Source organism: Nonomuraea sp. NPDC003201 (assembly GCF_053590415.1).
The window spans coordinates 1-23,256 of record NZ_JBSFTC010000174.1 but is presented as its reverse complement, the minus strand read 5'-3'; the positions used below and the strand labels follow the sequence as shown (position 1 = coordinate 23,256).

Below are 23,256 nucleotides of genomic sequence, written 5' to 3'. Positions count from 1 at the left end.
ACAGGCAGCAGTTGCTCGACGTCCTGTGTACGCACGTCGTACGGCCGGACCCGCAGCAGGTCCCGCCGGGCCTGCACGACCTGTCGCCCGCGGCCGTCCGGGACGCCCGGCAGGCCGCGGTCCACGCGCACGCGCAGGCGAAGGAGGCCTTCCACCAGTCCTCCCTCCGTCGCACCGTGTCGCGCCTGGTCGGCCAGGACCCGTTGGTCGTGGCCAAGCAGGAAATGGTGGCCTCGCTGGAGGCCCGCACCCGGGCGTGGCAGCGCTGGCCGGATCGCCCCGAGGTCTCTTTCACGGGGGATTTCGGGGCGTACCGGCACGCTTACGATCAGGCGGTGCAACGCGCGGTCAGGGGAGAGGCGGTGATCCCCTACATGCGGGAGAACGCCACCGCGTCCCTGGCGGCCCGGGACGGCGGGCGCGGCTTCGGGGTGGAGATCGAGTTCGAGCTGCCGAAGCACAACGCCCGCCAAGCCCTGCAGGCCATCGCCCGTGCCCTGCACAAGGCCGGCCTGACCGCCGACGCCCAGGTGCAGGACTACCACACCATGCGGGACGAGGGCTACCGGTCAGGCAAGAACGGCGGACGCGGCCTCTGGAGGCTGGAGCAGGACGGCACGGTCGACGGCGAGCTGATCTCGCCCATCCTGTACGACGAGCCGGCGACGTGGGAGAACCTCCTCGTCGCCACCGAGATCATCCGCGCGCACGGCGGCACGGCCGGCGCCTCGACCGGCGGGCACGTCCACGTGAGCACGCACGACTTCGACCACATCGTGGAGAACTACACCAGTTTGCTGAACCACGGGGGCCTGCACACCGACACCCTGTTCAGGCTCGGGCACAATCCGGAGCGGGAAAGCCACCGGGGCGTGGCGCAATGCAAGCCCAACCGGCTCCCCACGGAGGGCTACCGGTCGATAGCCCCGGTGCGCAATCTCAACGGCCGCAAGTCCGCGGTGAACATGGAGAGCATGAAGGGGACCGCGAAAGACCACGTCGAGTGGCGGCTGTGGGACGGTTCGCTCGACCCCGCCGTGATCCAGTCCCGGGTGAAGGTGTCGCTCGCGGAGGTCGAGGCGGCCTTCCGCACCGCGACGCTGGGTCAGTTGCCCAACCTGGGCCGGCTCGACCAGTTGGGCGCCCACGCCGAGCTCCTCAAGCAGGAGCCCGGGCTGGACCTCACCGAGCGGGGAAGCCTCTCCTTCCGCGTCCTGATGGACGAGCTGTTCTGGCGGGCCGCCGACAAGGAGCAGCTCACCGCCCTGTTCGCCGCCACCCGCTGGGCGCCCGCGGCGTGAACGACCTCACCACGGAACGGGAGGCCGGCCGGTGGCCATGATCATCCGCAACTCCTCGGCGGCGGAGCCGCCTCCGGCCGCCCCGGTCAACGGCGACGGCCGGCCGTACCGCTACGAAATGATCCACGCGGACGGGGCCTACCGCGGCTACGCCGACGACGCCGCCGAGCTGGCCGGGATGCTCATCCCCGGCTACGCCTCGCTCGCCACCGACGGCGAGCGCGCCGCGGCGCGGGTCGGTCTCGCGATGGACGTGCAGGTCAGGGTGCAGGCCCAGCTCGCGGCCGGGCCGCAGCTCGACGCCTGCGACGAGGCCGAGCGCGCCGTCCTGCTCGGCGGCCGGCACGAGCCACCGGCCCCCTCCCGATGGGAGGCGCCGGTGCCCCTGGTCCTGGTCTCGGCCTTCTACGAGCCCGCCGGGGCGCTGCCGCGGCCGTCGGGGCCGGCGGAGCTCCAGGTCTGGCTCGACCCGGCCGACGACTGGACCCTGCTGACCAGCCTGCACACGGCCGGCGTGATCGTCGTGGGAGCGCGGGAGGACACCTGAGGCCGGCCCCTGGGCCGAGCGGAACCTGCGCCTGTCCAAGCACGACTTCCGGCCCGGCGACTACCGGGGCATGGAGCCGCCCGCCGACGCCGAAGGCCGTGCCCCGGCGGACGTCTGGCGATGGGGCGCGACGTCCCCCTTCGGGGACTGGCCCCACATGGACTCCATCGCCCGCGCGATGAAGCGGGCGCCGGCGATGCGGCTGCTCATCCGCACCGGCCTGTTCGACCTCACGACGACGATCGGCGCCGCCCGGCACGCCGTACGCCAGTCGGCCTGGCCCCGCGAACGCGTCCGGACGGCCGGCTACGCCGGGGGACACATGATGTACAGCGTGGAGGCGAGCCTGCGGGAGCTGTCCCGCGACCTCCGCGACTTCGTGAGGAGCACTCCTGTGACATAACAGGTACGCGATCCGCCCGGTTTCTTCTATGTTTGTCCCTGGCTGTGACCATGCGCCCAAGGAGATGTTCGTCGTGAAGAAGCCTCTCGAAGGAGCCGCCCTGCGGGCCGGTGCCGTCGCCGTCGCGCTGACCGCCGGCCTGCTGACCGCCTCCCCGGCCGGCGCCACCGCCGTGACCGGCACGGAGTCCGTCGCCCTGGCCCCGCAGAACGCCGCCGCGGCCCGCCCGGGCAACGGCAGGATCGTCTACGACGGCCTCAGCGGCGGCCGCGGCGTCCTCAAGATCAAGAACGGCACGCCGAGGGACGGCGTCGTCACCCTCGTCAAGGGCAGGACCAAGGCGATCAGCATCTACGTCCGCGCGAAGTCGTCCGCGAGCATCAAGGACGTCAGGGACGGCTCGTACCGGATCTACTTCACCACCGGCTCCCGCTTCAGCACCAGCAAGCGCAGGTTCGCCGTGGGGGCCGCCTACCAGCGCTTCAACCAGCGGCTGAAGTTCGTCACCACCGCCACCTCGTACAGCATCTGGACCATCACCCTCCACCCGGTCAAGGGCGGCAGGGCGCAGACCACGCAGATCAACCCCAAGGACTACCCGGCCTGATCGCCGCCGGCCGGGGTCAGCGGGCCCCGGCCGTCTCCTTCTTGCGGGCCCGGTAGGCCGCCGCCTTGATCTTGTTGCCGCAGGAGTCCATGCCGCACCACTCCCGCCGCCCGCCCCGCGAGCGGTCGATGAAGACCTTGGTGCACTCGGGGTTGGCGCACTCCTTCATCAGCGGCACCTCCGGGCCGCTGAGGAGCTCGATCGCGTGCCGCGCCACGGTGGACAGCGCCTGCGCCGGCGTCGCCTCGACCCACCGCCCCTTGGCGGTGAGCTGGGGGGTCGCCGGCGGCTTGCTTGCCGTCCCGTTCACCAGGGCGAGCGCCTCGTCGTCGTACCCGTCGTCGGCCAGCCGGGCGGTGACCAGCGCGTAGACGGCCTCCCGCACCGCCACCGCCTGGACGAGGTCCGCCTCCTGGCAGGGGGAGACGGCGTCGACGATGCCGGACTCCAGATACCAGGCGTCGAGCCGGTCCGGGGCGTCCAGCGTCTCGAAGCGCGTGGTGCGGCGCGCCCGGAGCGTGCAGGCCAGGTCGAGCGCGGGGTTGCCGCACAGAAAGACATGCTTCACATCACCAGTTTGACAGGTGACGTCTCGCCGTGCAATGTCCGTCACCGCTCAGGCCGGTGACTGGCCGTCCGTCCCGTCGTCGAGCCAGCGGGGATGGTGCTTCCTGGCCCACGCGGTCGTCACCCAGCCCGTACGCATCCCGCGCCGCGCCTCCGGGTCCCGGTACGCCAGCCGGATGTGCCCGATCACGACGGTGGCGATCGCCACCGCCGTCAGGTCGTGCACGAAGATCGCGCTCGCACGGGGGATCCCCGGCAGCAGGCCGGTGAACCACATCAGCAGGCCGGTGAACGTCATGACCGGCACGGCCCCGGCGATCCACCCGGCGTAGACCTTCTGCCCGGCGTTGAACTTGCCGGCCGGGCGCGGGCCCGGGATACGCCCGCGTACCGCGCGCAGCCACTCCCTGTCGTACGGCGCCAGCCGGTTGAGCCTGCGCAGGTCGGCGCGGAACGCCCGCGAGGCGAGACCGAGCAGGACGGGCACGGGCAGCAACAGCCCCGACCACTCGTGCACGACGACCATCAGGTGGCGGCGGCCGACCAGCTGGGCCAGCGGCGGGAAGTACAGGCAGGCGGCCGTCCCCGCGCACAGCAGCATGAGCCCGGCGGTCGCGCGGTGGACCAGCCGCTCGCCCCGGCTGAACCGCCGCCGCGAGCCCTCAGGCCGCCGGGTCGAGCCAGCCGTCGACGTCATAGCCGTACTCCTCCCAGTAGCCCGGGATGACCTGGTCGGTGACGGAGATGCCGGAGAGCCATTTGGCGGACTTGTAGAAGTACATCGGGGCGACGTAGAGCCGAACCGGGCCGCCGTGGGCGTGCGTGACCGGCGCGTCCAGCATGTCCAGGGCCACCAGCACGTCGGCCCGGCGGGCCTGTTCGAGCGTGAGGCTTTCGCTGTAGACGCCGTCGAAGCAGGTGAAGCGGACCGCCTTGCCTTCGGAGCGCACCCCCGCCGCGTCGAGGAGGTGCGAGAGCAGCACCCCGGAGAAGGGGACGTCCGGCACCCGCCAGCCGTCGGTGCACCGTGCCTCGCCGACGACCCGGGTCTGGGGCAGCGCGCGCAGCCCGTCCAGCGTGTACGTCCCCGGCCGCTCGACCAGGCCGCCGATCTCCAGCCGGTAGTCGGCCGCGGTCTTCCTGGGCACCGAGGCCGCGACGCTGTAGTACCGGAAGCCGCCCGGGTTGGGCAGCAGCCCGCTGAGCCCGGTGGGGTCGTTCTGGGAGGCCGTCTCGAGGAGCCGTTCCCAGCCGCTCCGCACGAGAGGCGCGGCGGCGAGGCCGGCGGCGCCCGCGCCGAGCATCGAGAGCATCACCCGTCGCGCGATGGGCGGGCCGCTCTCCGCTGAGTGTCGTTCATGAGTCACATGGGCGATTCGAGCAGCCGCGGCTCCTGGCTGCGCGGAAAGGCGGAGTCCCGTAAGACTTCCGTCACTATTGTCCCCGAGTGCGCGTTTCGCTCGAAGGCGTCAGCCGTTGAGCGCGCTGGCGAGGGTCACGGCCGCGCTGACGAGGAGAGCGGCCAGCACCACCTTGCGGAAACGATCCGGATCGATCCGGCTGAAGATCGCGTTGCCGGCGAACCACCCCAGCTGCACGACGGGCAGGCCCACCAGCCCGATCCAGAGCGACTGGGTGTTCACCTGGCCGGCCACGGCGAACCCGATCAGGCTGAACACGCTGGTGCCGGCGAACACCGCCGAGAGGGTGGCGCGGAACTTGGCGGGCTCGTAGCCCATGCCCTGGAAGGCGGCGACCATCGGCGGCCCATTGGTGCCGGTGGACGTCGAAAGCGCACCGGACACGAGACCGACTCCCACCAATACGGGGACATTTCCGGGCACCTTCACGCGCCGCCACACCATCACCGTGCAGCCTAAGACCCCGACCCCGATCAGCGCCGTGAGCAATCGCTCGGACGTCACTCCGTACACCCAGAGGCCGATCGGCAGGCCGAGCACAATGCCGGCCATGGCGATCATGGCCACCTTCCACTCGGCGTGGTGACGCTGACGTACGGCGATCGTGATGGTCATGGCCAGGGCGGACATCGTGGTGGAGACCACCGCTGTATGGGGGTCGACCGCGAGGGCCAGCAGCGGGGTGGCGACGAGGGCGTACCCGAATCCGGTCACGGCGTGCACCGTTGAAGCAATCAGGATGATCACGGCGGCGGCAAGCAGCGTGGACACCTATCACACTTTGCCATAGATCCATTTAAATGATCCAGTATTGTCAGGGGTCAATTAGGAGCGAATTACATGAGTGGTCAGGAATCTGCGAGTTACGTCGTCAGCCCGTCACTCGATGACGACCAGGCCGTCATCTTCGTTCCCGGTCTGGGAGGCCGGACGAAGTTCGTGGACCGGTGGAACGAACCGGGCCGGGAACCCGTCATCCGAAGGGCCGGCTGGAGCGAGCCGATGAGCGTGCCCTCCGTCGACGTCCGCGGCGCGGCGCTCGCGTCCCTCGTCGCGGACTCCGGTGCCACGGAGGTCGTGCTCGTGGGCCACAGCATGGGCGCTTTGGTCTGCCTGGAGGCGGCCAAGCACCTGGAGCGGCAGCTTCGCGGCATCGTCGTCATGTGCCAGTACCCGCCGCATCGCACGCCTGTCTCGCCTCTGGCGGAGCTGCCGGACCGGGCGCTGGCCGAGGAGATCGAGGCGCCGCCGCACATCCTGGACACGGTGGCCCTCCCCGAGTACGCACGTCTCTGGCGGTCCGAGTACCGCCTCCTCAACCGCTATCTGGAGTCGGACCCGCGCCCGGTGCTCAACGCGCCGATCGTCGCGGTCGGCGCCAGAGACGATGCGAGCTCCTGGGACACCGAGTGCCTCGACGACTGGAGCCAGTACACGACGGAGTGGCTCTCGGTCCACCTGATCGACGGCGGCCACCAGATCGTCGAGGACCTGCCTGCCGAGACCCTTCGCGAATGGGTCAGGAAGGTTCGCGGCTGAGCAGCCGCCGCAGCTCGGCGGACAGCTCGGCCACCGTCGGGTGGTCGAAGATCACGGCGATGCCGACATCCACGTCGAAACCCCTGCGGATCTCCTCCACCAGCCCCACGGCGGCGAAGGAGTCGCCGCCCAGCTCGAAGAAGTCCTCGTCGGGGCGGACCGACTCCACACCGAATTCGGCGCACCACATCTCCGTCAGCCGGGCCTCCAGCGACACCTCGTCCGACGGCGCTCCATCCGAGATGCGATCGGGCGACGCGTCCTCTTCCGCATCGTCGTCCGGCGTGACCTCGGGGTTCTTCAGGACCGCGTCCTCGCCCGCCAAGGTGATCGCCACCTGTCTGTGGCCGGGCCCGCCCAGGATGCGCAGCAACATGCCGACCCCGGCCGCGGGCGTGATCCCCGGGTCCCGCTCCTCACGGTAGGTCTCGGCCGCGACCATGGACTCGTCGACGCGGCGCATGGTGAAGCCCCTGACTTCGACGGCGACGTCACCGCCGGCCGTCAGCACGTCGATGTCGGCCACGATCGTGTCCGAACCGCTCGGGCGCCGGCGGATGTGGCTGTACGCGAGCCCCGGGATCGGCCGGTGCACCACGATCGACTGGTACGCGAAGGGCGCGTGCGGAGGCTCGTGGTCAGGATCCCGCGCCAGGGACACCGCCGCGTCCAGCAGGGTGGGATGCAGGGCGTGCTCGTCGAGCTCGTGGTCGAACGCCTCGGGAAAGGTGAGTACGGCGAGCTTCGTGCCGGCGTCCTCCCCGGAGGTCCAGATCTCCTCTCCCGGCCACCGCGGACCGATGGTGAACAGCCGGTTGTCAGGGTCGTTCGCGGGCACCCGCCGCTCGGGCAGCGACGCGCGCAGCCCGTCCAGGTCCACCGTGTCCGCACTCGCGTCCGCCAGCCGGATCTCACCCGTCGTGTGGACGCGGTAGTCGCCGGGGGACGGCGGGAGCGGCGCGGAGCGGACGGTGAATCGCCAGAGGTCCTCATGCGGTTCGAAGCCGACCTCGAGCGACACGGGCTCCGGGGTGGTGATCGGCTGCCGGAAGACCATGTGGCGCAGCTGCGCGGGCCGCCCGTCCGGGTGATCGACCGCCTCGCGGAAGGCGCGCAGGACGAAGTCGACCTGGGCCGTGCCCGGCAGCACCGGCACGCCGTTCATCCGGTGCTCGTCCAGGATCGGATAGTCCTCGGCCGACAGCGGGGTCGACCACCGGCGCACCTCCGCCCCCGGTCCGGAGCGCCCGGCCTGCGGCTGCCGCCCCTGGCGGGCGGCCATGCCGACCTCGGCCCAGGACGGCCAGTTGATGGTCATCGAGGCGCAGCCGGCCAGGGGCTGGCGGCGCACCATCGCGTCGAGGAAGGCGTTCGCCGCGGCGTAGTCGGCGCTGCCGACCAGGCCCCTGAGCGCCGCGCGGCTGGAGAAGGCCACGAAGAAGTCGAGGTCCGTCCGGCCCCGCAGCACCTCGACCAGGGCCAACGTACCGTGGACCTTCGGCGCGAGCGTCGCCGACACCTGCTCCCGCGTCCGGAACTGGAGCATGCCCCCTCCCGCCACGCCGGCCAGGTGGAACACCCCGTTGACGCCCCCGAAGGAGTCCGACGCCCGGTCGATCGCGCGCCGCAGCGCCTCCACGTCGGTCACGTCGCAGGCCTCGACGCGGCACTCGGCCCCGAGCGCCCGGATCTCGGCGAGCTCGGCGTCGTGCCCGCCTGTCGCATGGCGACCCAGCAGCAGCAACCGTGGTCGCATCCCGGTGTCCGCCAGCCCGCGCGCCACGGCCAGGCCGAGGCCGCCGAGCCCGCCGGTGATGACGTAGGCGCCCCCGCGCCGCAGGTCGGCAGGGCCCACCCCGCCAGGGACGAGCTCCCGCTCGCCGGGGACCCAACGCCGATCCCCGCGCAGGGCGACGATCTCCGATCGCTCGGGGCCGCGCAGCTCCCCGAGCAGCCGGTCGTCGATCGCGCCGCCCTGGACGTCGACGAGCTTGCACCTGGCACGCGGGTTCTCGAGCATGTAGCTCCGCAGGAGCCCGAGCAGCATGGCCCGCACCGGGTGCACGGTCTCGCCGCCTGTCACGTCCGCGGACAGCTCGGTGACCACCAGCACGTCGCGGGCACGCTTGTCGGGCGCCCGCCGGGCCGCTTCCTGCAGCAGCTCGACGATCCGGTGGAAACCGGCGTCGAGCTGGTCGTCGATGTTGCTCAGGTCAGGCTCGGCCGGATCTCCGAGCTGCGTCGCGTCGACGATGAGGTCCGGGTATCGCCGCGACTCTCTCAGCTCGTCCAGCAGCCGGACGACGTCCGCCGGGTGCCGGGGGCGGATCACGAACTCGTCCGCCGCCCCCGAATACGAGGAGCCGTGCCGCACCCGTAACGCGTCCCACCCGGCCTTGCCGAGCAGGGCGGCCAGCTCGCCGGCTCGTCGCGGATCGTCGGGCAGGAACACCAGCGGCCGGTCCCGGGCGGGAGTGTCGCGGTACCCGCCCGGTGCGGCCTCCACCCACGTGGGCAGCCGGTACACCGCGCGGCCCGCCGGCTCCGTCGCCTCCTGAGCGGGCGGGCCGCCCGGCGACGCCCGCTCGATCCAGTGCCGCTCGCGCTGGTACGGGTAGCCCGGCAGAGGCACGCGCTCACGCGGACCCGTGGCACTCAGCGCCGACCAGTTCACGTCCGCGCCAAGGGTCCACATCCGGGCCAGCGCGTTGAGGAACGAGGCGCGCTCGGTGGCGCCCTTCGACGGGCCGTTCGGGAGCGTCGGCACCGCCAGGTGCCGCTTGGCGCGCACCTGGGGATGTGACCGTACGAGGGTGGTGAGCGTCCGCCCGGGGCCCACCTCCACCAGCACCCGGTCACCGCCGGACAGCACGGCATCGAGCGCCTGCTCGACCAGGACGGGCCGGGTGAGCTGCCGGACCCAGAAGTCCACGCTGCGCAGCTGCGCCGCCTCCACCAGGCCGCCCGCGGACGCGGAGCAGACCGGCCAACGCGGGCTGCGTGGCCGGATGCCGTCGAAGGCCGATCGGAACCGCTCGGCGGCGCCCGTCATGGCCGGGGTGTGGAAGGCGTGCCGCGCTCTGAGCCGGGAGGCGGCGAGCCCCGTCCCGGCGAGGACCTCGTCCTCGAAGCGGCGCACGTCCTCCACCGAGCCGCCGACGACCGTCTGCCGGTCGCCGGTCACCACGGCGACGCCGAGGCTCCCGAAGAGCAGCGGCGTCACGGTGTCCAGGTCGGCCGCGACCGCCACCATCGCGCCCTGGGGCGCCTCGCCCAGCGCCCGGGCCCGGGCGCTCACCAGCCGTACCGCCTCCTGGAGGGTGAACACCTCGGCGAGCGCGGCGGCCGCGAACTCCCCGATGCCGTGGCCGAGCAGCACGTCGGGCTCGACGCCCAGCGCCAGCCACAGCCGGCCCAGCGCGTACTCGACGCTGAAGAGCAAGGCGGTGTCCTCCGGGCCTTCCGACGCCCCCTCCCAGATCTGCCGCTGCGCCAGCCCGTGGGCCTCGAAGAGCTCGAAGCACTCGTCGAGTGCCGCGCCGAACGCCGGTTCGGTGCGATAGAGCTCCGCCGCCATGCGGGCGTGCTGCGCCCCTTCTCCCGGGAACAGGAACACGGTGCTCCGGTCCGCCGGCTCCTCCGGCGTGACGATCCGCCTCGCGCGGTCGAGCACGGCGGTGGCCGCGTCGGACAGGCTCTCGACCACCACGGCGCCTCGGACCGGGTGCGGCGTGCGCCCCTGCTGCAGCGTGTACGAGACATCGGAGAGCGGGTCCGCGCTCTCCTCGAAGGAACGGGCGAGCCGCTCCGGGTAGGCCTCGGCCGCGGACGGCGTCCGTCCTGACCACACGATCAGCTGCGTGGGTCCCGGAGCCGGGGCGACCGCGCGGGGCGGCGCCTCTTCGAGGATCGCGTGCGCGTTCGTGCCGCCGATCCCGAACGAGCTGACCCCCGCCAGGCGGCGGCCCGCCGATCGAGGCCAGGGCCGCAGGGTGTCGTTGACGAAGAACGGTGAGTCCCCGAGCCCGAGGAGCGGGTTCACCTCCTCGAGGTTGATGCTCGCGGGGATCTGCTCATGGTCCAGCGACAGCGCGGCCTTGATCAGCGAGGTGATCCCCGCCGCGTGACCCAGGTGGCCCACGTTCCCCTTGATCGATCCGATGGGGCACCGCCCCGACGCCGCCCCGAACGCCTTCCGCAGCGCCGCGATCTCGATGGCGTCACCCAGCCGGGTCGCGGTGGCGTGCGCCTCGACGTACCCGATGTCCCCGGGACCCACGCCGGCGACCTCCATGGCTCTCAGCACGACCTCCGCCTGCCGATCGGCGCTGGGGGCGGTGAAGCCGACCTTGTTCGCGCCGTCGTTGTTGACGGCCACGGCGCGGATCACCGCGGAGATCCGATCGCCGTCGGCCAGGGCGTCGGCGAGCCGCTTGAGCACCACGACGCCGACGCCGCTGCCGAAGATCGTGCCGCCGGCCGCCGCGTCGAAGGGGCGGCAGTGGCCGTCCCGGCTCAGCGGGCCGTCCTGGGCCCACCAGTACCCGTGACCGACGGGGAACTCGACGTCGGCGCCGCCGGCCAGGGCGACGTCGCACTCGTGGAGGCGAAGCGCGTTCACGGCGAGATGCACGGCCACCAGCGAGCTCGAACACGCGCTCTGCACGGTCATGCTGGGACCGTGCAGGTTCAGCTTGTACGAGACCAGCGTCGAGGCGCTGTCGGGGTTGTTCCACATGCCGGCCGCCATGCCGGTGGCGCTCCGTAGCGCCTCCACGTTGCCGAAGACGCGGCCGATCCCGTAGCGGTTCGCGGCGACCGACGAGAACACGCCCGCTCTGCCGAGTCTCGAAGCGTCGTAGCCGGCGTTCTCGACGGCGGCGTGCGAGGTCTCCAGGTACAGCCGCAGCTGCGGGTCGCACGCCTCGGCCTCACGCCGGGTCAGGCGGAAGAACTCGGCGTCGAACAGGTCGATGCCCTCAGGCTCCGCCACTGCCCGCACGTAGGCCGGGTCGTCCAGCGCTTCGCGCGACACGCCCCTCGACCGGAGCTCGTCCGCGGACGGGAAGCGCACTGCCTCCTCCCCGGCCACGAGGTTGCTCCAGAGTTGCCGGGTGTCGACCGCGGCCGGGAAACGACCGGCCATCCCGATGATCGCGATCGGCTCAACGAGGTCACCCATGTCGTCCTTCTTTCAGGTTCTCCCGCAGGTGATCGGCAAAAGTGTTCAGGGTGGGATATTGGAAGACGAGCACGGGAGAGATCTCCGTTCCGAGACGCACGGAGACCTCCGCCACGAAACGCATGAGAGACATCGAGGTGAAACCGGCCTCGAAGAACCCGCCGTCAGGGTCGATCCGTCCTCCGCCTCGGCCGAGAGCGGACTGCGCGCTCTCGTGCAGCACCTCCCACAGCGTCGCCGCCCGGTCCGTACCCTGCCCGCCAGGCGAGTCGCGCACCTCGATGCTCGAAGGCACGACCGCGGGGTCCAGGCAGTCGCTGAGCACCGCACGGACCTCGTCGCCGTCGACCGCCGCCGTGGGGCCGCGCACGACGGTCAGGCGTACGGATCCGACCCCGTTGCCGTCCTCGACGAACGTCGCCGTCGCGTCGACGACGCCGGCGACCCGGGCGGCCGCTCCCTCGATCTCGTCCAGCTCCACGCGCGTGCCGTTGACCTGGACCTGCCGGTCCGCCCGCCGGAGGAAGCACATCGAGCCGTCCGGCAGCCGGCGGACGATGTCGCCGGTGTCGTACCAGCGCCGGCCGTCGTGGCCGGGAGCCGGCAGCGGGGTTCCGTCGGTGTAGCCGAGCGCGCAGGCGGCGGCTTCCACGTGCAGCCGGCCCGCACTGTCGATCTTGACAGAGGCGTGGCCGAGCGCGCGTCCGATGGGAACCGGGTCCTCGCTCGCGACCCCCTCACCAGGCGGCACCTGGTGCATGCACACGACCTGCGGGGTCTCCGACGCGCCGTAGCAGTTGGCGATGGTGGCACGCGGGGCGAACCGGGCCGTCGAGCGCAGCGCCGCCGCCGTGAGCCGGGCCCCCACCGAGCAGACCAGCCGCAGGCTCTCGACCGGAAGCCCCGACGAGCCCGCCATGAGCTGGAGGAGGACCGGCGAGCCCTGGAGCACGGTGATGGAATGCCTGGCGAGCCAGGCCGCCGTCAGCCGGGGATCCGAGGCCGTGCGGCCGTCGGGAATGAACAACGTCGCGCCGGTGAGCCAGGGCGCGATCAGCTCCCGCAGGCTCGGGTCGTGGCCGGGCCTGCTGAGAAAGGCGATCCGATCGGATTCGTCCATGGGCAGTTCCTTGAAGAACGCCACGCCGGCGGCCTCGAAGGCCGCCCGTCCGACGACGATGCCCTTGGGCCTGCCCGTCGTGCCGGAGGTGAAGAGGACATGGCTGACTTCTCCCACGTCCTGGCCATGGAGCTGCCGGCCGGTGTCCAGCGGCTCCAGACCGGTCAAGGTGGGCCCGAAGGCCGCCGCGGCACCGGTGGCCGTCAACGCTCCGCGTACCCGTTCAGGACCCCAGTCCCCGAGGATCGCCGGGACGGCGCCCGCGCTCCAGACCCCCACGATCCGCGCGACGAACTCCGGGCTCCGCTCCGCCGGCACGCCCACCACGCGGCCCTCCAGGCGGTGAGCCCGCACGGCGTCGCCGACGTCCTCGCTGAGCGCGGCGACGTCGCCGAAGGTGATGTCACGGCCCTCGTGGACCAGGGCGACCCTGCCCGGGTCGCGTGGCACCCGTCCGAGAAGCCCCGGCGCGGCAATGCCGGCCGGGTCACGGACAGGACTGATCAGCTCGTCCCCTCGGCTCACGCTAGCCTCCCTCGGATCGGGTCATAACAGCTCATCCCACGCCGAGTGGAAGTACCGGGGGTGCGCGCCGCGTAGCTCGCTCCAGTGCTTCCTGCGCTGCTCCGCCGGCGCGGTGTCGATCCGGCGGTCCGGGCGATCTCCGGCCGCCGCCCACGCCAGGTGCGTCAGCGGGAGCACGGCCGAACCACGCCTGGCCTTGCCCAGCTCCGCCCCGGCGCCGGTGACGACGCTCGACAGCCCCATCGCATAGGCGTGCCTGACGGGTTCGTAGATCGCCGCGTTGAAGTACACGAACGGGTCCGGCGCGTCGTCGTCGAGGCGTCCGAAGTCCGTCACGTGCAGCCGGTCATGCCAGCGGCACAGGACTCCGGCGCCGACGACGTGGCCCCGCACCCGGCACAGCACGGCCGTCGCCGCGGCGTCTCCCAGCGCGGACGAGTACTGCGCGAGGCGGCGCGTGACCGCGTCCACGCCGTACGCCATCCCGTGCTTGGCCCGCACGTTCACGATCATCGGCGCGACGGTCGCGATGGCCTCGCGGAGAGGGACGGTCTCGGTCGCACAGGTCCTGGCGAAGAGCCCCACCTCCCTGCGGACGCTGGTGCGGGTGTTCCGTGGCAGCGTCGCGAGGTAATCCTCGAAGCCCTCACCGGGGAGCACCAACTCGGTCTGCGCGACGCTCGCCAGCCGGTGGTGATCTCCGTCGCCGACGACCGGAGCGAGATCTCTCCATGAGGAGGCGTCGAGGAACAGGAAGAAGGTGTACGGGAGCCCGCGCTCGGCCGCCACGGCGCCGGCGGCGTCCCGGAGCGCGCGCAGGACCGCCGTCCTGGTCGTGGCCGGCAGGGTGCGGTCGACGATGAGCCGCGTGCTGAATCCCGCGCGGGAACCGGCCAGCAGTCCCAGCCGGCCGCCGGGCGGGCCCGCGCCGTGTAGAAGGTCCTGGAAGTGGAGCTCCGGCCAGTACAGGAAGTCACCACGACTGGGGAGCGGGTCATAGAGGGGAAGGGCGCCGAGGATCCGGGGGTGCCCGGGTTGACGGGCGATCAGGTAGGTGACGGGAGCTTCGCCGGATTGCTCCAGAGCCCGCAGCCACGCGCGGCTCTGGAACAGGTCCCCCGGGTCGGCGACGTCATCCCACGCGCGCCCGGCGATGTCGTCCAACGAGGGGACGCGCTCGACCGTCACGAGCCCGGGCACTTCTGGCTGTATTTCTGGAATTTTCTGGTGCGTCATCGAAACACCGCAGTCACGGTCAGCCGGGCTCGTGATGGAGCCATTCGAGCAGGTCTGGCTCCGCGAACTCGGCTATCCGGCGGTCGTAGTGCGCTCGATCCTCAACGGTGAGGAACTGCTGCCATTGGCCCGACTTACCGCTGCGGAAAAAGCGTTCGCGATCGCGGATGTAGCCCAGTTGCTCATCGGGTGCGAGTTCCTCCGCGCGATTTCGCATCTGTTGGAACGTTGCTGCCTCGACCAACTCCGGCCACCTGCTCTCGTCGATCTCGATGCCGAGCCGTCCGGCGAGCCGTCGCATCTGGCCGGGGAGGTCCTCGGAGAGTTCGGCGTAATGGAGCAGGATGACGTTCGGCTCCGAGCGGCGGACCCATGCGCGGCTCTGCGTCCAGATCAGCGCGCGCAGCGAGTCGAGGTTGGCGTACGGCGAGTCGTCGTTGTCGACCCAACGTAACAAGTACGTCCGTTCGTCGAGGAGGTCCCTCTCGTCATGGCCGTCGACCGGGGCCTCGGCCGCCCCGTTGCCGGGGTTGGCGGCCTGGTGGATCAGCCGGCGGATCACCTCGCGCTTGAGGTTCTTGCCGTGGCTGCGCAGGGAGATGGCGACATCGCGCGGATCCCGGCCCACCGTGATGTAGGTGACCTGCGGATCGGTGGGGATGCCGTCGAGCGGGATGTGGGTCTTGATGAAACGGCGGTGTCGCTGCGCGGACAGGTGGTCCCAGACCTCCTGCTTCGGACGTACGAGCATGTCGATCCACGGTGAGAGGCTCGACAGCGGCGCGGGCAGCTGAGGCGTCTGGAAGACCAGGAGCGCGCAGATCATCTGGGTCCAGGTGGTGCCGCACTTGGCCGGGGAATTGATGACGATGTCGCCAGGCCGGAATTGGAACCCGTCCCACCGAGAGCTGTCCTCCATCGGTGTGAGGTAACGAGCTAGATGCGTCGTCATTTGTGTGAGTTTAATCACTGCACATGAGTTACGGAAGGTATCTGATTGTGCGTGTTCATTCCGTATAAGAAATCGCGATTTGGCCACATTACTGATCTGACTAGCCGGGAATTGTTCCGGTAAACCCCCTGTCTGGACATTTGATGATCAAATTGCGGGCTCACCAACCGCGCAGGGAGTAGGCGGTCACCTCATCGGGCAGTTCGGCGACGCGGGCCAGCGCGCCGGTGCCGATGTTCCAGCCGAGCAGCCTGTCCCCGCTCTCGAGGATCACCGTGTCCTGGCCGATCCAGCCGCGTACGGGACAGCCGCCCTTCCCGCACCTCGCGTCAGGAGCGTCGCCCCAGGGCAGGAGCAGCGTCCTGACCACCCGTCCCGTGTCGGCGTCGGCCACGACGACCACGTCGGCGTTCCCCGGCTGGTCGCCGTGGGCGGACGCGGTCCTGGCGACGAGGTTGCCGCGCTGCCATCCGTGGTTGCCCAGGACGCCCACGGGCATGCCGCCCTCGCCGGTGAGGCCCCGGACGTCCAGCACCACCTCCGACCCGCCCTCCTGGATGACCGTCCAGCCGCCTTCGCCGGGCGAGACGATCCTCAGGTCGCGGTAGCCCGCGACACCCGTGAAGCCCCGGTACGACTGCCGCCGCGCCTTCCCCGTGGCCAGGTCGAGCAGGTAGTTGGCCTTCTCCTGCTCGACGAGGAGTTGCTCGCCGCGCCAGAGCACCACCTCGTTGAACCCCGGCACCTTGTAGCGCCTGGTCTGGCCGATCACCAGGTCGACGACCACCACCGCGTCCTTCTGTGGGAAGGCGGCCATCGTCCCGTCGGGAGAGAGCGAGTTGGGCTTCAGCGCCGTCCCGCCGTTGCCGGCCGAGTCCACCGAATCGCTCAGCTTCACATCGAGGGGGACACGGCCGCCGGACTTCATCAGGTAGATCCGCCCGGCGCCGAACTCGGCCAGCGCCAGCACGGGTCCGGGAACCGAGGTCACGGCGGGGATGCCGGCCCATTTCTGCGGCAGCCCGGTCGCCAGCGTGGGCAGCCCCGCCTCACCGCCGGGCGGCGGAGCCGTGTCCATGGGCGGGGTCGACGGGATCGTGGGCGTGGGGGTGACGCTGGGGTACACGGTGATGCCGCGCTCGACCGGCTCCGGGGACACGACGATCTCCACCGCGACGAGCGCGGTGAGCGTCGCGGCCACCGCGATCGCAGTCCACCGGCGGCGGGCCCGGCTCCGCGTGCCCTGCCGCCACAGCTCGCCCGCGCGGGACGGCCCCTCGGGCAGCGTCTCGGCGAGATCGTCAAAGAGCTCCCGCAGCCTCTGGTCCGTCATATCAACACCTCTTCCAGCTCGGGAGCGACCTCGCGCAACCGCTTCAGCGCCGCGTGCGTCTGGCTCTTCACCGTCCCGGGCGAGACCCGCAGGATCGCGGCGACCTCCCCGACGGGCAGGTCCTCGTAGAAGCGCAGCACCAGCACCGCCCGCTGCTTCACCGGCAGCCTGGCCAGCGCGCGGGCGAACACCACCTTCAGGTCCGACGCTCCCGAGGTGTCGTGATCCGCCAGGTCGGGCGGCTCCCCGTAGGCGAATTCCCGCCGCCTCCGCCAGCTGGACGCCACGTCCCTGTACAGGGTGGTACGCACGTAATTGACCGGGTCGGTATGCACTTTCGACCAGCGGCGCGCCAGTTTGATCAGGGCATCCTGGAGGACGTCCTCGGCCAGATGCCTGTCACCGCTGATGAGGATGGCCGCCCGCAGCAGGCGCGGGTGCCAGGCGGCGACGAAGGCTTCGAACGCCTCGGAATCCGTCATGTAGACAAGACGTCCCAGAGGGGGTGAACGGTTGGGGCCTCCGCGAAATCTGGTCCGTGGTGACGTGAATCACCGTCACCGGCGCCTCTTCGGTGTCACACCTCCCGGCCCGATTTCGTCTGGTGAGTGAGGCACGTTTGAGGGGGCTCACATGCGTTCGTTGCCGGCCAAGCGCCGCTCGTTTCAGTTCTCCCACTGGTCGTTCATGTTCGCCGAGATCGCCGTCTGGTCGTTCGTCGTCCTGGCGGTGACCGGGGCGGTGCTGATGGTGTTCTACGACCCCGGCATGTCCCAGGTGACCTATGACGGCTCGTACGGCCCGCTGCGCGGACTCCTCGTCAGCAGGGCCTTCGACTCGACCATGCACCTGAGCCTGGAGGTGCGCGGCGGCCTGCTCATCCGCCAGGTCCACCACTGGGCGGCGCTCGTCTTCGTGGCGGCCGTCGCGGTGCAGCTGCTGCGGATGTTCCTCACCGGCGCGTTCCGCCGCCCGCGCACCGGGCAGTGGCTGATCTGGGTGACGCTGCTGGCGCTGGGCATGGCCGCGGGCGAGACCGGCAACGCCCTGCCCGACGACCTGCTGTCGGGCGGGAGCCTGTGGCTGATCAAGTCGGTCGTGCAGTCCATCCCCGTGGTGGGCACCTGGGCGCTGTCGCTGCTGTTCGGCCCGGACTTCCCCGGTGACAGGGTCATTCCGGTCATGTACGGGGGCCACCTGCTGGTCGCCGTGATCATGGCCGCGCTGCTGATCGCCCGTGAGCTGCTGGTACGCCGGCACGGCCACTCCCGGTTCGTCGCCTCGCTGCCGGCGCGGCGGAGCGTACGCCCGCTGATGGCGCTCGCGACGATCGGCATGCTGATCATCCTCGGGTTCGGGTTCCAGATCGCCCCCATATGGCTGTACGGCCCGGCGACGCCGACGCAGATCTCGGCGGGCTCGGTTCCCGACTGGTACATGGGGTTCCTCGACGGCGCTCTGCGGATCATGCCCGGGTGGGAGCTCACCGTCGGGGACTACACGCTCAGCCTCGCGGTCATCGTCCCCACGCTGGTGATCCCCGGGGTCTTCTTCACCGCCCTGGCCGCGTACCCGATGGCCGAGCGCTTCCTCGCCTCGCGACGCGGCCGCCGCGACGCGCTGGGCCGGCCCAAGACGACGGGCCGCATGGCCCGCGAGACGCTCGCGCGCGACCTGCTCGATCGGCCCCGCGAGACGCCGGTGAAGACGGCCGTCGCGGTCGCCGGCGTCACGTTCTACGGCCTGCTGTGGGCGGCCGCGGCCAACGACCAGTTCGCCCACCAGTTCCAGCTCACGGTCGATGCCGTGACGATCTTCTTCAGGTACGCCGTGCTCATCGGCCCCGTCATCGCCTTCGTCGTCACCCGGTGGATCTGCCTGGCCCTCCAGCAGACGGATCGCGACGTGGCCGAGCACGGAGTGGAGACCGGGATCATCGTGCGCTCCCCTGACGGCGGTTTCCACGAACGGCTGGCGCCGGCGCGGCGGGAGCCGGCGATCACCTCAGGGCGATGACAGGTACGCTCGCCCCGCCCACCGTCACACCGGCGAACAGGACATCGACGTGCGCGACACGCCCGCCCCGCGGCTTCCGAAACTGACCGAGGCCGAGCTGAGCGAGGAACAGCTGGCCCTCCACCGGCAGATCACCTCGGGTCCCCGCGCCGCAGGGCCCCAGCTCTTCGCGCTCCAGGACCAGGACGGGGCGCTCAACGGGCCCTTCGGCGTGATGCTGCACGCGCCCCTCCTCGGTGGCCCGCTCCAGGAACTGGGCGCGGCGCTGCGGTACCGCACGCGGATGAGCGCCCGCACCCGCGAGATCGCGATTCTCGCCGTCGCCGCGGCGACCGGGAGCGACTTCGAGAGGTACGCCCACGAGCGGGTGGGCCGCGCGGCCGGGCTCACCGAAGAGGAGCTGTCCACGCTCGCCTCCGGCACCTTCACCTCCGCCGACCCTGTCGAGGCGGCGGCCTACCGCCTGTGCCGGCGGCTGCAGGACGACCCGCGCCCCCTGGACGACGAGGAGTACGCGGTCGCGGCCGGACCGCTCGGCCGCGAGGGCGTCGTGGAGCTGGTCGTCCTCATCGGCTACTACCGCACCCTCGCGCAGCTGATGGACGTGTTCGCGATCGGCGCGCCACTCTAGCCGGCCCGCGGGTCCGTCAGGACGGGGACGGAAGCGCGTCCAGGTCGATCAGGTTGCGATCGGGGTCGGCGGCGTCGTACAGCACGCGAACGCGGGTCCGGCCCCGCAGGCGGGGACCCGGGTCGTCGCGGAGGTGGTCACTGGCCGCGGTGTGCGTCCGGCCCGTCCGCTCGTCCTGCCACGTCGCATGGACGACGTACGGGTGCCGGTTGTTCACCCGCACGCTGAAGTCGCGTCCCACGTGCTCGATCTCCGCCCACACCTGATGTCCCCGCTCCCGGAGCCAGGCACGCAGCCGCGTGATCCGCCGTCCCTTGACGAACAGGACCGTACCGATCGGGGTGAACACCACCCCCAGCCCGCCGAAGATCAGTGGAGCGAGGAACACCGACGAGAACGACGCGATCCGCGCGTCGGACGGATCGCCCGGGTCGTAGGCGACCGGCACGCTTTCGCCCTTCTGATGGGACGGCGGGTTGCCGCCGGTGGAGCTCTGGAACGCGTACCGCCTGCCGCCGACGGTGAACTCCACGGTCGGGTACCAGAACGTCGCGCGGCGGGTATGGCCGTCGGAACTCCGGGTCGTGCTGGTCCGCGCGGTCAGCTCGACCACCGTGCCGTCGGTCCGTCCGGCCGAGGCCAGGAAGCCCGCCGTGGAGGCGGCGATCGCGATGCCGACGCAGAGCAGCACCAGCCCGATCAGACCGAAGATCCCGCCCACGATGGTGAAGAGCCGTCCGTTACGCATAGGACGAGTGTGCCCGATCGGCCCCATGAGGGTCGCGGCGGTCCAGCCGGGAAACGGCTCGTCCAGGGCCCGGGTGATGGCGCAGTGACGGTGAGGTGACGGCCGGGTTATGGCCTGGGCCGACACTACCTGCAGAGGCTCTGCGGCTACAGGACGAGGAAGGCCGATGGCGACGAGATTCACCTATCCCGGTGTCTATCTTGAGGAGATCGAGAGCGCGGTCCGGCCGATCGTCGGCGTCGACACGTCCGTGGCGGCGTTCGTCGGCCTGGCGCTGGAGGGGCCGCGCACCCCGACGACGATCAACAGCTGGACCGAGTACGACAGCACCTTCGGCGGGCTGTGGACCGGCAGCGAGCTGAGCTACGCGGTCTACCAGTTCTTCCTCAACGGCGGCGCCAAGGCGATCGTCGTACGGGTCGGCGCCGACACCCAGTACGCCACCATCGACCTCGGTGACGGCGTCAAGCTGCGGGCCACGGCCCCGGGCACGGCGGGCAACACGCTGACGGCGACCGTCAAGCACGACCCCGCCGACAGCAAGCACTACACCCTGACGATCAAGGTCTCCGGCAAGGCGACCGAGACGTACGAGATCTCCGTCGACGCGGCCCTGCGCGGCAGGTGGCTGGACCGGGCGCTGGAGACCTCCCGGCTGGTCGGGCCGGCCGACGGCAGCGCGGTCGACAAGCGGCCCCCCGAAGGGGACAAAACCGTCACTCCGGCGGCCGACGTGACACTCAACGCCGCCGACGTGATCGGCGACCCGGTCCGGCGCACCGGCATGCAGGCCCTGCTCGACGTGCCGATCTTCAACCTGCTGGTGATCCCGCCGCAGCTCGCGCCCCCCGCGTCCGGGAGCCCCGACGACAGGGACGCCCGCTGGGCGCCGGTGATCGACGCGGCGGCCCGGCTGTGCGTGGACCGCAGGGCGATGCTGCTGCTCGATCCGCCCTTCTCCTGGACCAGCGTCGCCAACGCGACCTCGGGGGCGGGCGCGGGGCTGCCGGTCACCGGCGCCGCCGGGCGCAACGCCGCCGTCTTCTACCCGCGCCTCACGATCTCCGACCCGGCGGGCGGCCCCGACCTGACCGTGGGGCCCATCGGCACCGTGGCCGGGGTGTTCGCCCGTACCGACACCCTGCGCGGGGTGTGGAAGGCGCCGGCGGGGGTGGACGCGGCGCTGGCCGGCGTACGTTCGGCGACCGTGGCGCTGACCGACGCCGAGAACGGCGGCCTCAACCCGCTGGGCGTCAACTGCCTGCGCACCTTCCCCGTCTACTCGCACGTGCTGTGGGGGTCGCGGACCTGCCGGGGCAACGACGAGGTGGGCGACCCGTGGAAGTACGTCCCCGTCCGCAGGCTCGCCCTGTTCATCGAGGAGACGCTGTTCCGCGCCACCAAGTGGGTGGTGTTCGAGCCCAACGACGAGCCGCTGTGGGCCTCCATCCGGCTGAACGTCGGCGCCTTCATGGACGGCCTGTTCCGCCAGGGCGCCTTCCAGGGCAGGACGGCCCGGGAGGCGTACTTCGTCAAGTGCGACAGGGAGAACAACCCGCAGGCCGACATCGATGTCGGCGTCGTCAACGTGGACGTCGGGTTCCAGCCGCTGAAACCCGCCGAGTTCGTGCGCATCCGGATCCAGCAGAAGCGTCCCGACGCCTGACGATCGGCCAGTCCCTAGGAGCGACATTGGTTCAGTTCTCCGTCAACACCACTCGCCTGGACCCGTACAAGAACTTCAAGTTCCGGGTGAAGTGGGACAACAAGTACGTCGCCGGGATCAGCAAGGTCAGTGCCCTGCGCCGGACCACGGAGGTGGTCGAGCACCGCGACGGCGGCGACCACTCCAGCTCGCGCAAGTCGCCGGGCCGCACCAAGTACGAGCCGATCACCCTGGAACGCGGGGTCACCCACGACCCCGAGTTCGAGCTGTGGGCCAACAAGGTGTGGAACTACGCCAACGCCCAGGCCGGCCCCGACCAGCGCGACCGCGAGGTGGCGCTGGCCGCCTTCAGGAAGGACCTCGTCATCGAGGTCTTCAACGAGGCGGGCCAGAAGGTGCTGGCGTACCAGGTCTTCCGCTGCTGGGTGTCGGAGTTCCAGGCGCTGCCCGACCTCGACGCCAACGCCAACGCCATCGCGATCCAGCACCTGAAGCTGGAGAACGAGGGATGGGTGCGCGACCTGAGCGTCACCGAGCCCACCGAGCAGGACTCCTGAGGGGCGGTCCTGGTGACAGTGGTGGCCGGTGCTGCTGAGCTGCTCGACGCGTGGGAGGCGGGCTGGGACCGCACGCCGCTGGAGCAGGGCCTCGCCCTGCTCGCGGCCGGTACGGGCCGCTCCCCGGGCGAGCTGGCCCACCTGACCGTCGGGCAGCGCGACCGGGCTCTGTTCGAGCTGCGTGCCGCGCTGTTCGGCTCCAGCCTGGACGGCGTGTCCACGTGCCCGGAGTGCGGTACGGACGTGGAGGTCTCCTTCGACCAGGAGCAACTGCTCGACCCGCCGTCCTCGGCGCCGTGCCGGCTGCCCACCAGCGCCGACGTCGCCGCCGCGCTGTCCGAGCGCGACCCGTGCGAAGCCCTCGTCGGCCGCTGCTCCGACGTGGAGGACATCGAGAAGACGGCCGCGGCCTGGGCCGCGGCCGACCCGTTGGTGGACGTCGAGCTGTGCCTGGCGTGCCCCGACTGCGGGCTGGAGTGGGCCGAGTCCTTCGACATCGTCAGCTACCTGTGGTCGGAGCTGGACGGCTGGTGCCGCAGGACCCTGCTGGAGGTGCACGACCTGGCCGCCGCCTATGGCTGGACCGAGCCGCAGGTCCTCGCGCTGAGCGTCTGGCGGCGGCAGTGCTACCTGGGGCTGGTGAGATCGTGAGCGGCCTGGTCCAGCGGCTGATCGCGCGCAGCCGCGAACCGGTGACCGGCATCCGCCCCCGCCCGGCCTCGCTGTACGAGGACCAGCCGCCGATGAGCCGCGCCCAGGCCGAACCGCCCGCCTTCTCCGACGTGCCGGACCCCGCCCCTGCCGCCCGGGTCTGCTCGGTGGAGAAGGCATCGACGTCGACTGCGGCCCGGGCCACCAGCTGCTCGATCTGTCGCTTGCCGATCACGTTGCCACAGCGCGCGCTG

At 71.2% G+C, this 23,256-nt stretch carries 22 protein-coding genes; 11 read left to right on the top strand and 11 right to left on the bottom strand.

Features of this window, described 5'->3' with window-relative positions:
- The 4 genes from ACWDX9_RS39935 to ACWDX9_RS39920 all read left to right on the top strand — a co-directional run.
- On the top strand, positions 1-1,301 hold a 1,301-nt coding region (locus ACWDX9_RS39935; RefSeq protein ID WP_449963814.1), incomplete at its 5' end, for an amidoligase family protein.
- A 31-nt stretch (positions 1,302-1,332) separates the two neighbouring features.
- On the top strand, positions 1,333-1,848 hold the full coding sequence (locus ACWDX9_RS39930) for a hypothetical protein (RefSeq protein WP_449963811.1): 516 nt from the start codon (positions 1,333-1,335) through the stop codon (positions 1,846-1,848).
- A gap of 70 nt (positions 1,849-1,918) precedes the next feature.
- The gene (locus tag ACWDX9_RS39925; protein ID WP_449963809.1) at positions 1,919-2,251 is read left to right on the top strand and encodes a hypothetical protein; all 333 of its coding nucleotides are present in this window, start codon (positions 1,919-1,921) and stop codon (positions 2,249-2,251) included.
- Positions 2,252-2,324: 73 nt separating this feature from the next.
- Positions 2,325-2,858 carry a hypothetical protein gene (locus ACWDX9_RS39920; protein WP_449963807.1) on the top strand — a complete coding sequence of 178 codons (534 nt, stop codon included), beginning with the start codon at positions 2,325-2,327 and terminating at the stop codon, positions 2,856-2,858.
- A gap of 16 nt (positions 2,859-2,874) precedes the next feature.
- On the opposite strand, the gene ACWDX9_RS39915 is transcribed toward ACWDX9_RS39920, so the two are convergent.
- The 4 genes from ACWDX9_RS39915 to ACWDX9_RS39900 all read right to left on the bottom strand — a co-directional run bounded on the left by ACWDX9_RS39915 (position 2,875) and on the right by ACWDX9_RS39900 (position 5,617).
- On the bottom strand, positions 2,875-3,426 hold the full coding sequence (locus ACWDX9_RS39915; RefSeq protein WP_449963804.1) for a CGNR zinc finger domain-containing protein: 552 nt from the start codon (positions 3,424-3,426) through the stop codon (positions 2,875-2,877).
- 48 nt (positions 3,427-3,474) lie between these two features.
- Entirely contained in the window at positions 3,475-4,122 is a 648-nt protein-coding gene (locus ACWDX9_RS39910; RefSeq protein ID WP_449963801.1) for a cytochrome b/b6 domain-containing protein, read from the bottom strand.
- Entirely contained in the window at positions 4,088-4,738 is a 651-nt protein-coding gene (locus ACWDX9_RS39905) for a molybdopterin-dependent oxidoreductase (protein ID WP_449963817.1), read from the bottom strand. Before ACWDX9_RS39905 ends, ACWDX9_RS39910 begins: the two co-directional genes overlap by 35 nt.
- Before the next feature lie 156 nt (positions 4,739-4,894).
- Positions 4,895-5,617, bottom strand: coding sequence for a sulfite exporter TauE/SafE family protein (locus ACWDX9_RS39900; protein WP_350727512.1), 723 nt, complete (start codon positions 5,615-5,617; stop codon positions 4,895-4,897).
- 69 nt (positions 5,618-5,686) lie between these two features.
- Between ACWDX9_RS39900 and ACWDX9_RS39895 the strand changes: the two genes are divergently transcribed.
- Positions 5,687-6,385, top strand: a complete 699-nt coding sequence (locus ACWDX9_RS39895) for a thioesterase II family protein (protein ID WP_449963800.1) — start codon at positions 5,687-5,689, stop codon at positions 6,383-6,385.
- On the opposite strand, the gene ACWDX9_RS39890 is transcribed toward ACWDX9_RS39895, so the two are convergent.
- The 6 genes from ACWDX9_RS39890 to ACWDX9_RS39865 all read right to left on the bottom strand — a co-directional run bounded on the left by ACWDX9_RS39890 (position 6,366) and on the right by ACWDX9_RS39865 (position 17,215).
- Complete coding sequence (locus ACWDX9_RS39890; protein ID WP_449963797.1) at positions 6,366-11,567, bottom strand: type I polyketide synthase; 5,202 nt, start codon at positions 11,565-11,567, stop codon at positions 6,366-6,368. The two genes, ACWDX9_RS39895 and ACWDX9_RS39890, sit on opposite strands and share 20 nt — an antisense overlap.
- Entirely contained in the window at positions 11,560-13,212 is a 1,653-nt protein-coding gene (locus tag ACWDX9_RS39885; RefSeq protein ID WP_449963794.1) for a non-ribosomal peptide synthetase, read from the bottom strand. Before ACWDX9_RS39885 ends, ACWDX9_RS39890 begins: the two co-directional genes overlap by 8 nt.
- A gap of 21 nt (positions 13,213-13,233) precedes the next feature.
- Positions 13,234-14,412: a peptidogalycan biosysnthesis protein gene (locus tag ACWDX9_RS39880; RefSeq protein WP_449963792.1), complete on the bottom strand. Its 1,179-nt coding sequence runs from the start codon at positions 14,410-14,412 to the stop codon at positions 13,234-13,236.
- 55 nt (positions 14,413-14,467) lie between these two features.
- Complete coding sequence (locus tag ACWDX9_RS39875) at positions 14,468-15,418, bottom strand: sulfotransferase domain-containing protein (RefSeq protein WP_449963789.1); 951 nt, start codon at positions 15,416-15,418, stop codon at positions 14,468-14,470.
- A 142-nt stretch (positions 15,419-15,560) separates the two neighbouring features.
- Positions 15,561-16,733 carry a hypothetical protein gene (locus ACWDX9_RS39870; protein WP_449963787.1) on the bottom strand — a complete coding sequence of 391 codons (1,173 nt, stop codon included), beginning with the start codon at positions 16,731-16,733 and terminating at the stop codon, positions 15,561-15,563.
- Positions 16,730-17,215 carry a SigE family RNA polymerase sigma factor gene (locus ACWDX9_RS39865; RefSeq protein WP_185075897.1) on the bottom strand — a complete coding sequence of 162 codons (486 nt, stop codon included), beginning with the start codon at positions 17,213-17,215 and terminating at the stop codon, positions 16,730-16,732. The genes ACWDX9_RS39870 and ACWDX9_RS39865 overlap by 4 nt, the downstream gene beginning before the upstream one ends.
- Positions 17,216-17,366: 151 nt before the next feature.
- On the opposite strand from ACWDX9_RS39865, the gene ACWDX9_RS39860 reads away from it, so the two are divergent.
- Both ACWDX9_RS39860 and ACWDX9_RS39855 read left to right on the top strand, forming a co-directional pair.
- Entirely contained in the window at positions 17,367-18,749 is a 1,383-nt protein-coding gene (locus tag ACWDX9_RS39860; protein WP_449963784.1) for a cytochrome b, read from the top strand.
- 49 nt (positions 18,750-18,798) lie between these two features.
- On the top strand, positions 18,799-19,380 hold the full coding sequence (locus ACWDX9_RS39855) for a carboxymuconolactone decarboxylase family protein (protein WP_449963781.1): 582 nt from the start codon (positions 18,799-18,801) through the stop codon (positions 19,378-19,380).
- Positions 19,381-19,396: 16 nt separating this feature from the next.
- On the opposite strand, the gene ACWDX9_RS39850 is transcribed toward ACWDX9_RS39855, so the two are convergent.
- On the bottom strand, positions 19,397-20,128 hold the full coding sequence (locus ACWDX9_RS39850) for a DUF3592 domain-containing protein (RefSeq protein WP_449963778.1): 732 nt from the start codon (positions 20,126-20,128) through the stop codon (positions 19,397-19,399).
- Between the two features lie 166 nt (positions 20,129-20,294).
- Between ACWDX9_RS39850 and ACWDX9_RS39845 the strand changes: the two genes are divergently transcribed.
- From ACWDX9_RS39845 to ACWDX9_RS39830, 4 genes are all read left to right on the top strand, one after another.
- Positions 20,295-21,794, top strand: a complete 1,500-nt coding sequence (locus tag ACWDX9_RS39845) for a phage tail sheath family protein (RefSeq protein ID WP_449963775.1) — start codon at positions 20,295-20,297, stop codon at positions 21,792-21,794.
- A gap of 26 nt (positions 21,795-21,820) precedes the next feature.
- Positions 21,821-22,351: a phage tail protein gene (locus ACWDX9_RS39840; RefSeq protein ID WP_364248660.1), complete on the top strand. Its 531-nt coding sequence runs from the start codon at positions 21,821-21,823 to the stop codon at positions 22,349-22,351.
- A gap of 12 nt (positions 22,352-22,363) precedes the next feature.
- Positions 22,364-23,002 (top strand): hypothetical protein, encoded by a 639-nt coding sequence (locus ACWDX9_RS39835; protein ID WP_449963772.1) that lies wholly within the window; start codon positions 22,364-22,366, stop codon positions 23,000-23,002.
- Positions 22,999-23,256: hypothetical protein (locus ACWDX9_RS39830; RefSeq protein WP_449963769.1), on the top strand; the 258-nt coding region annotated here is incomplete at its 3' end. The genes ACWDX9_RS39835 and ACWDX9_RS39830, both read left to right, overlap by 4 nt.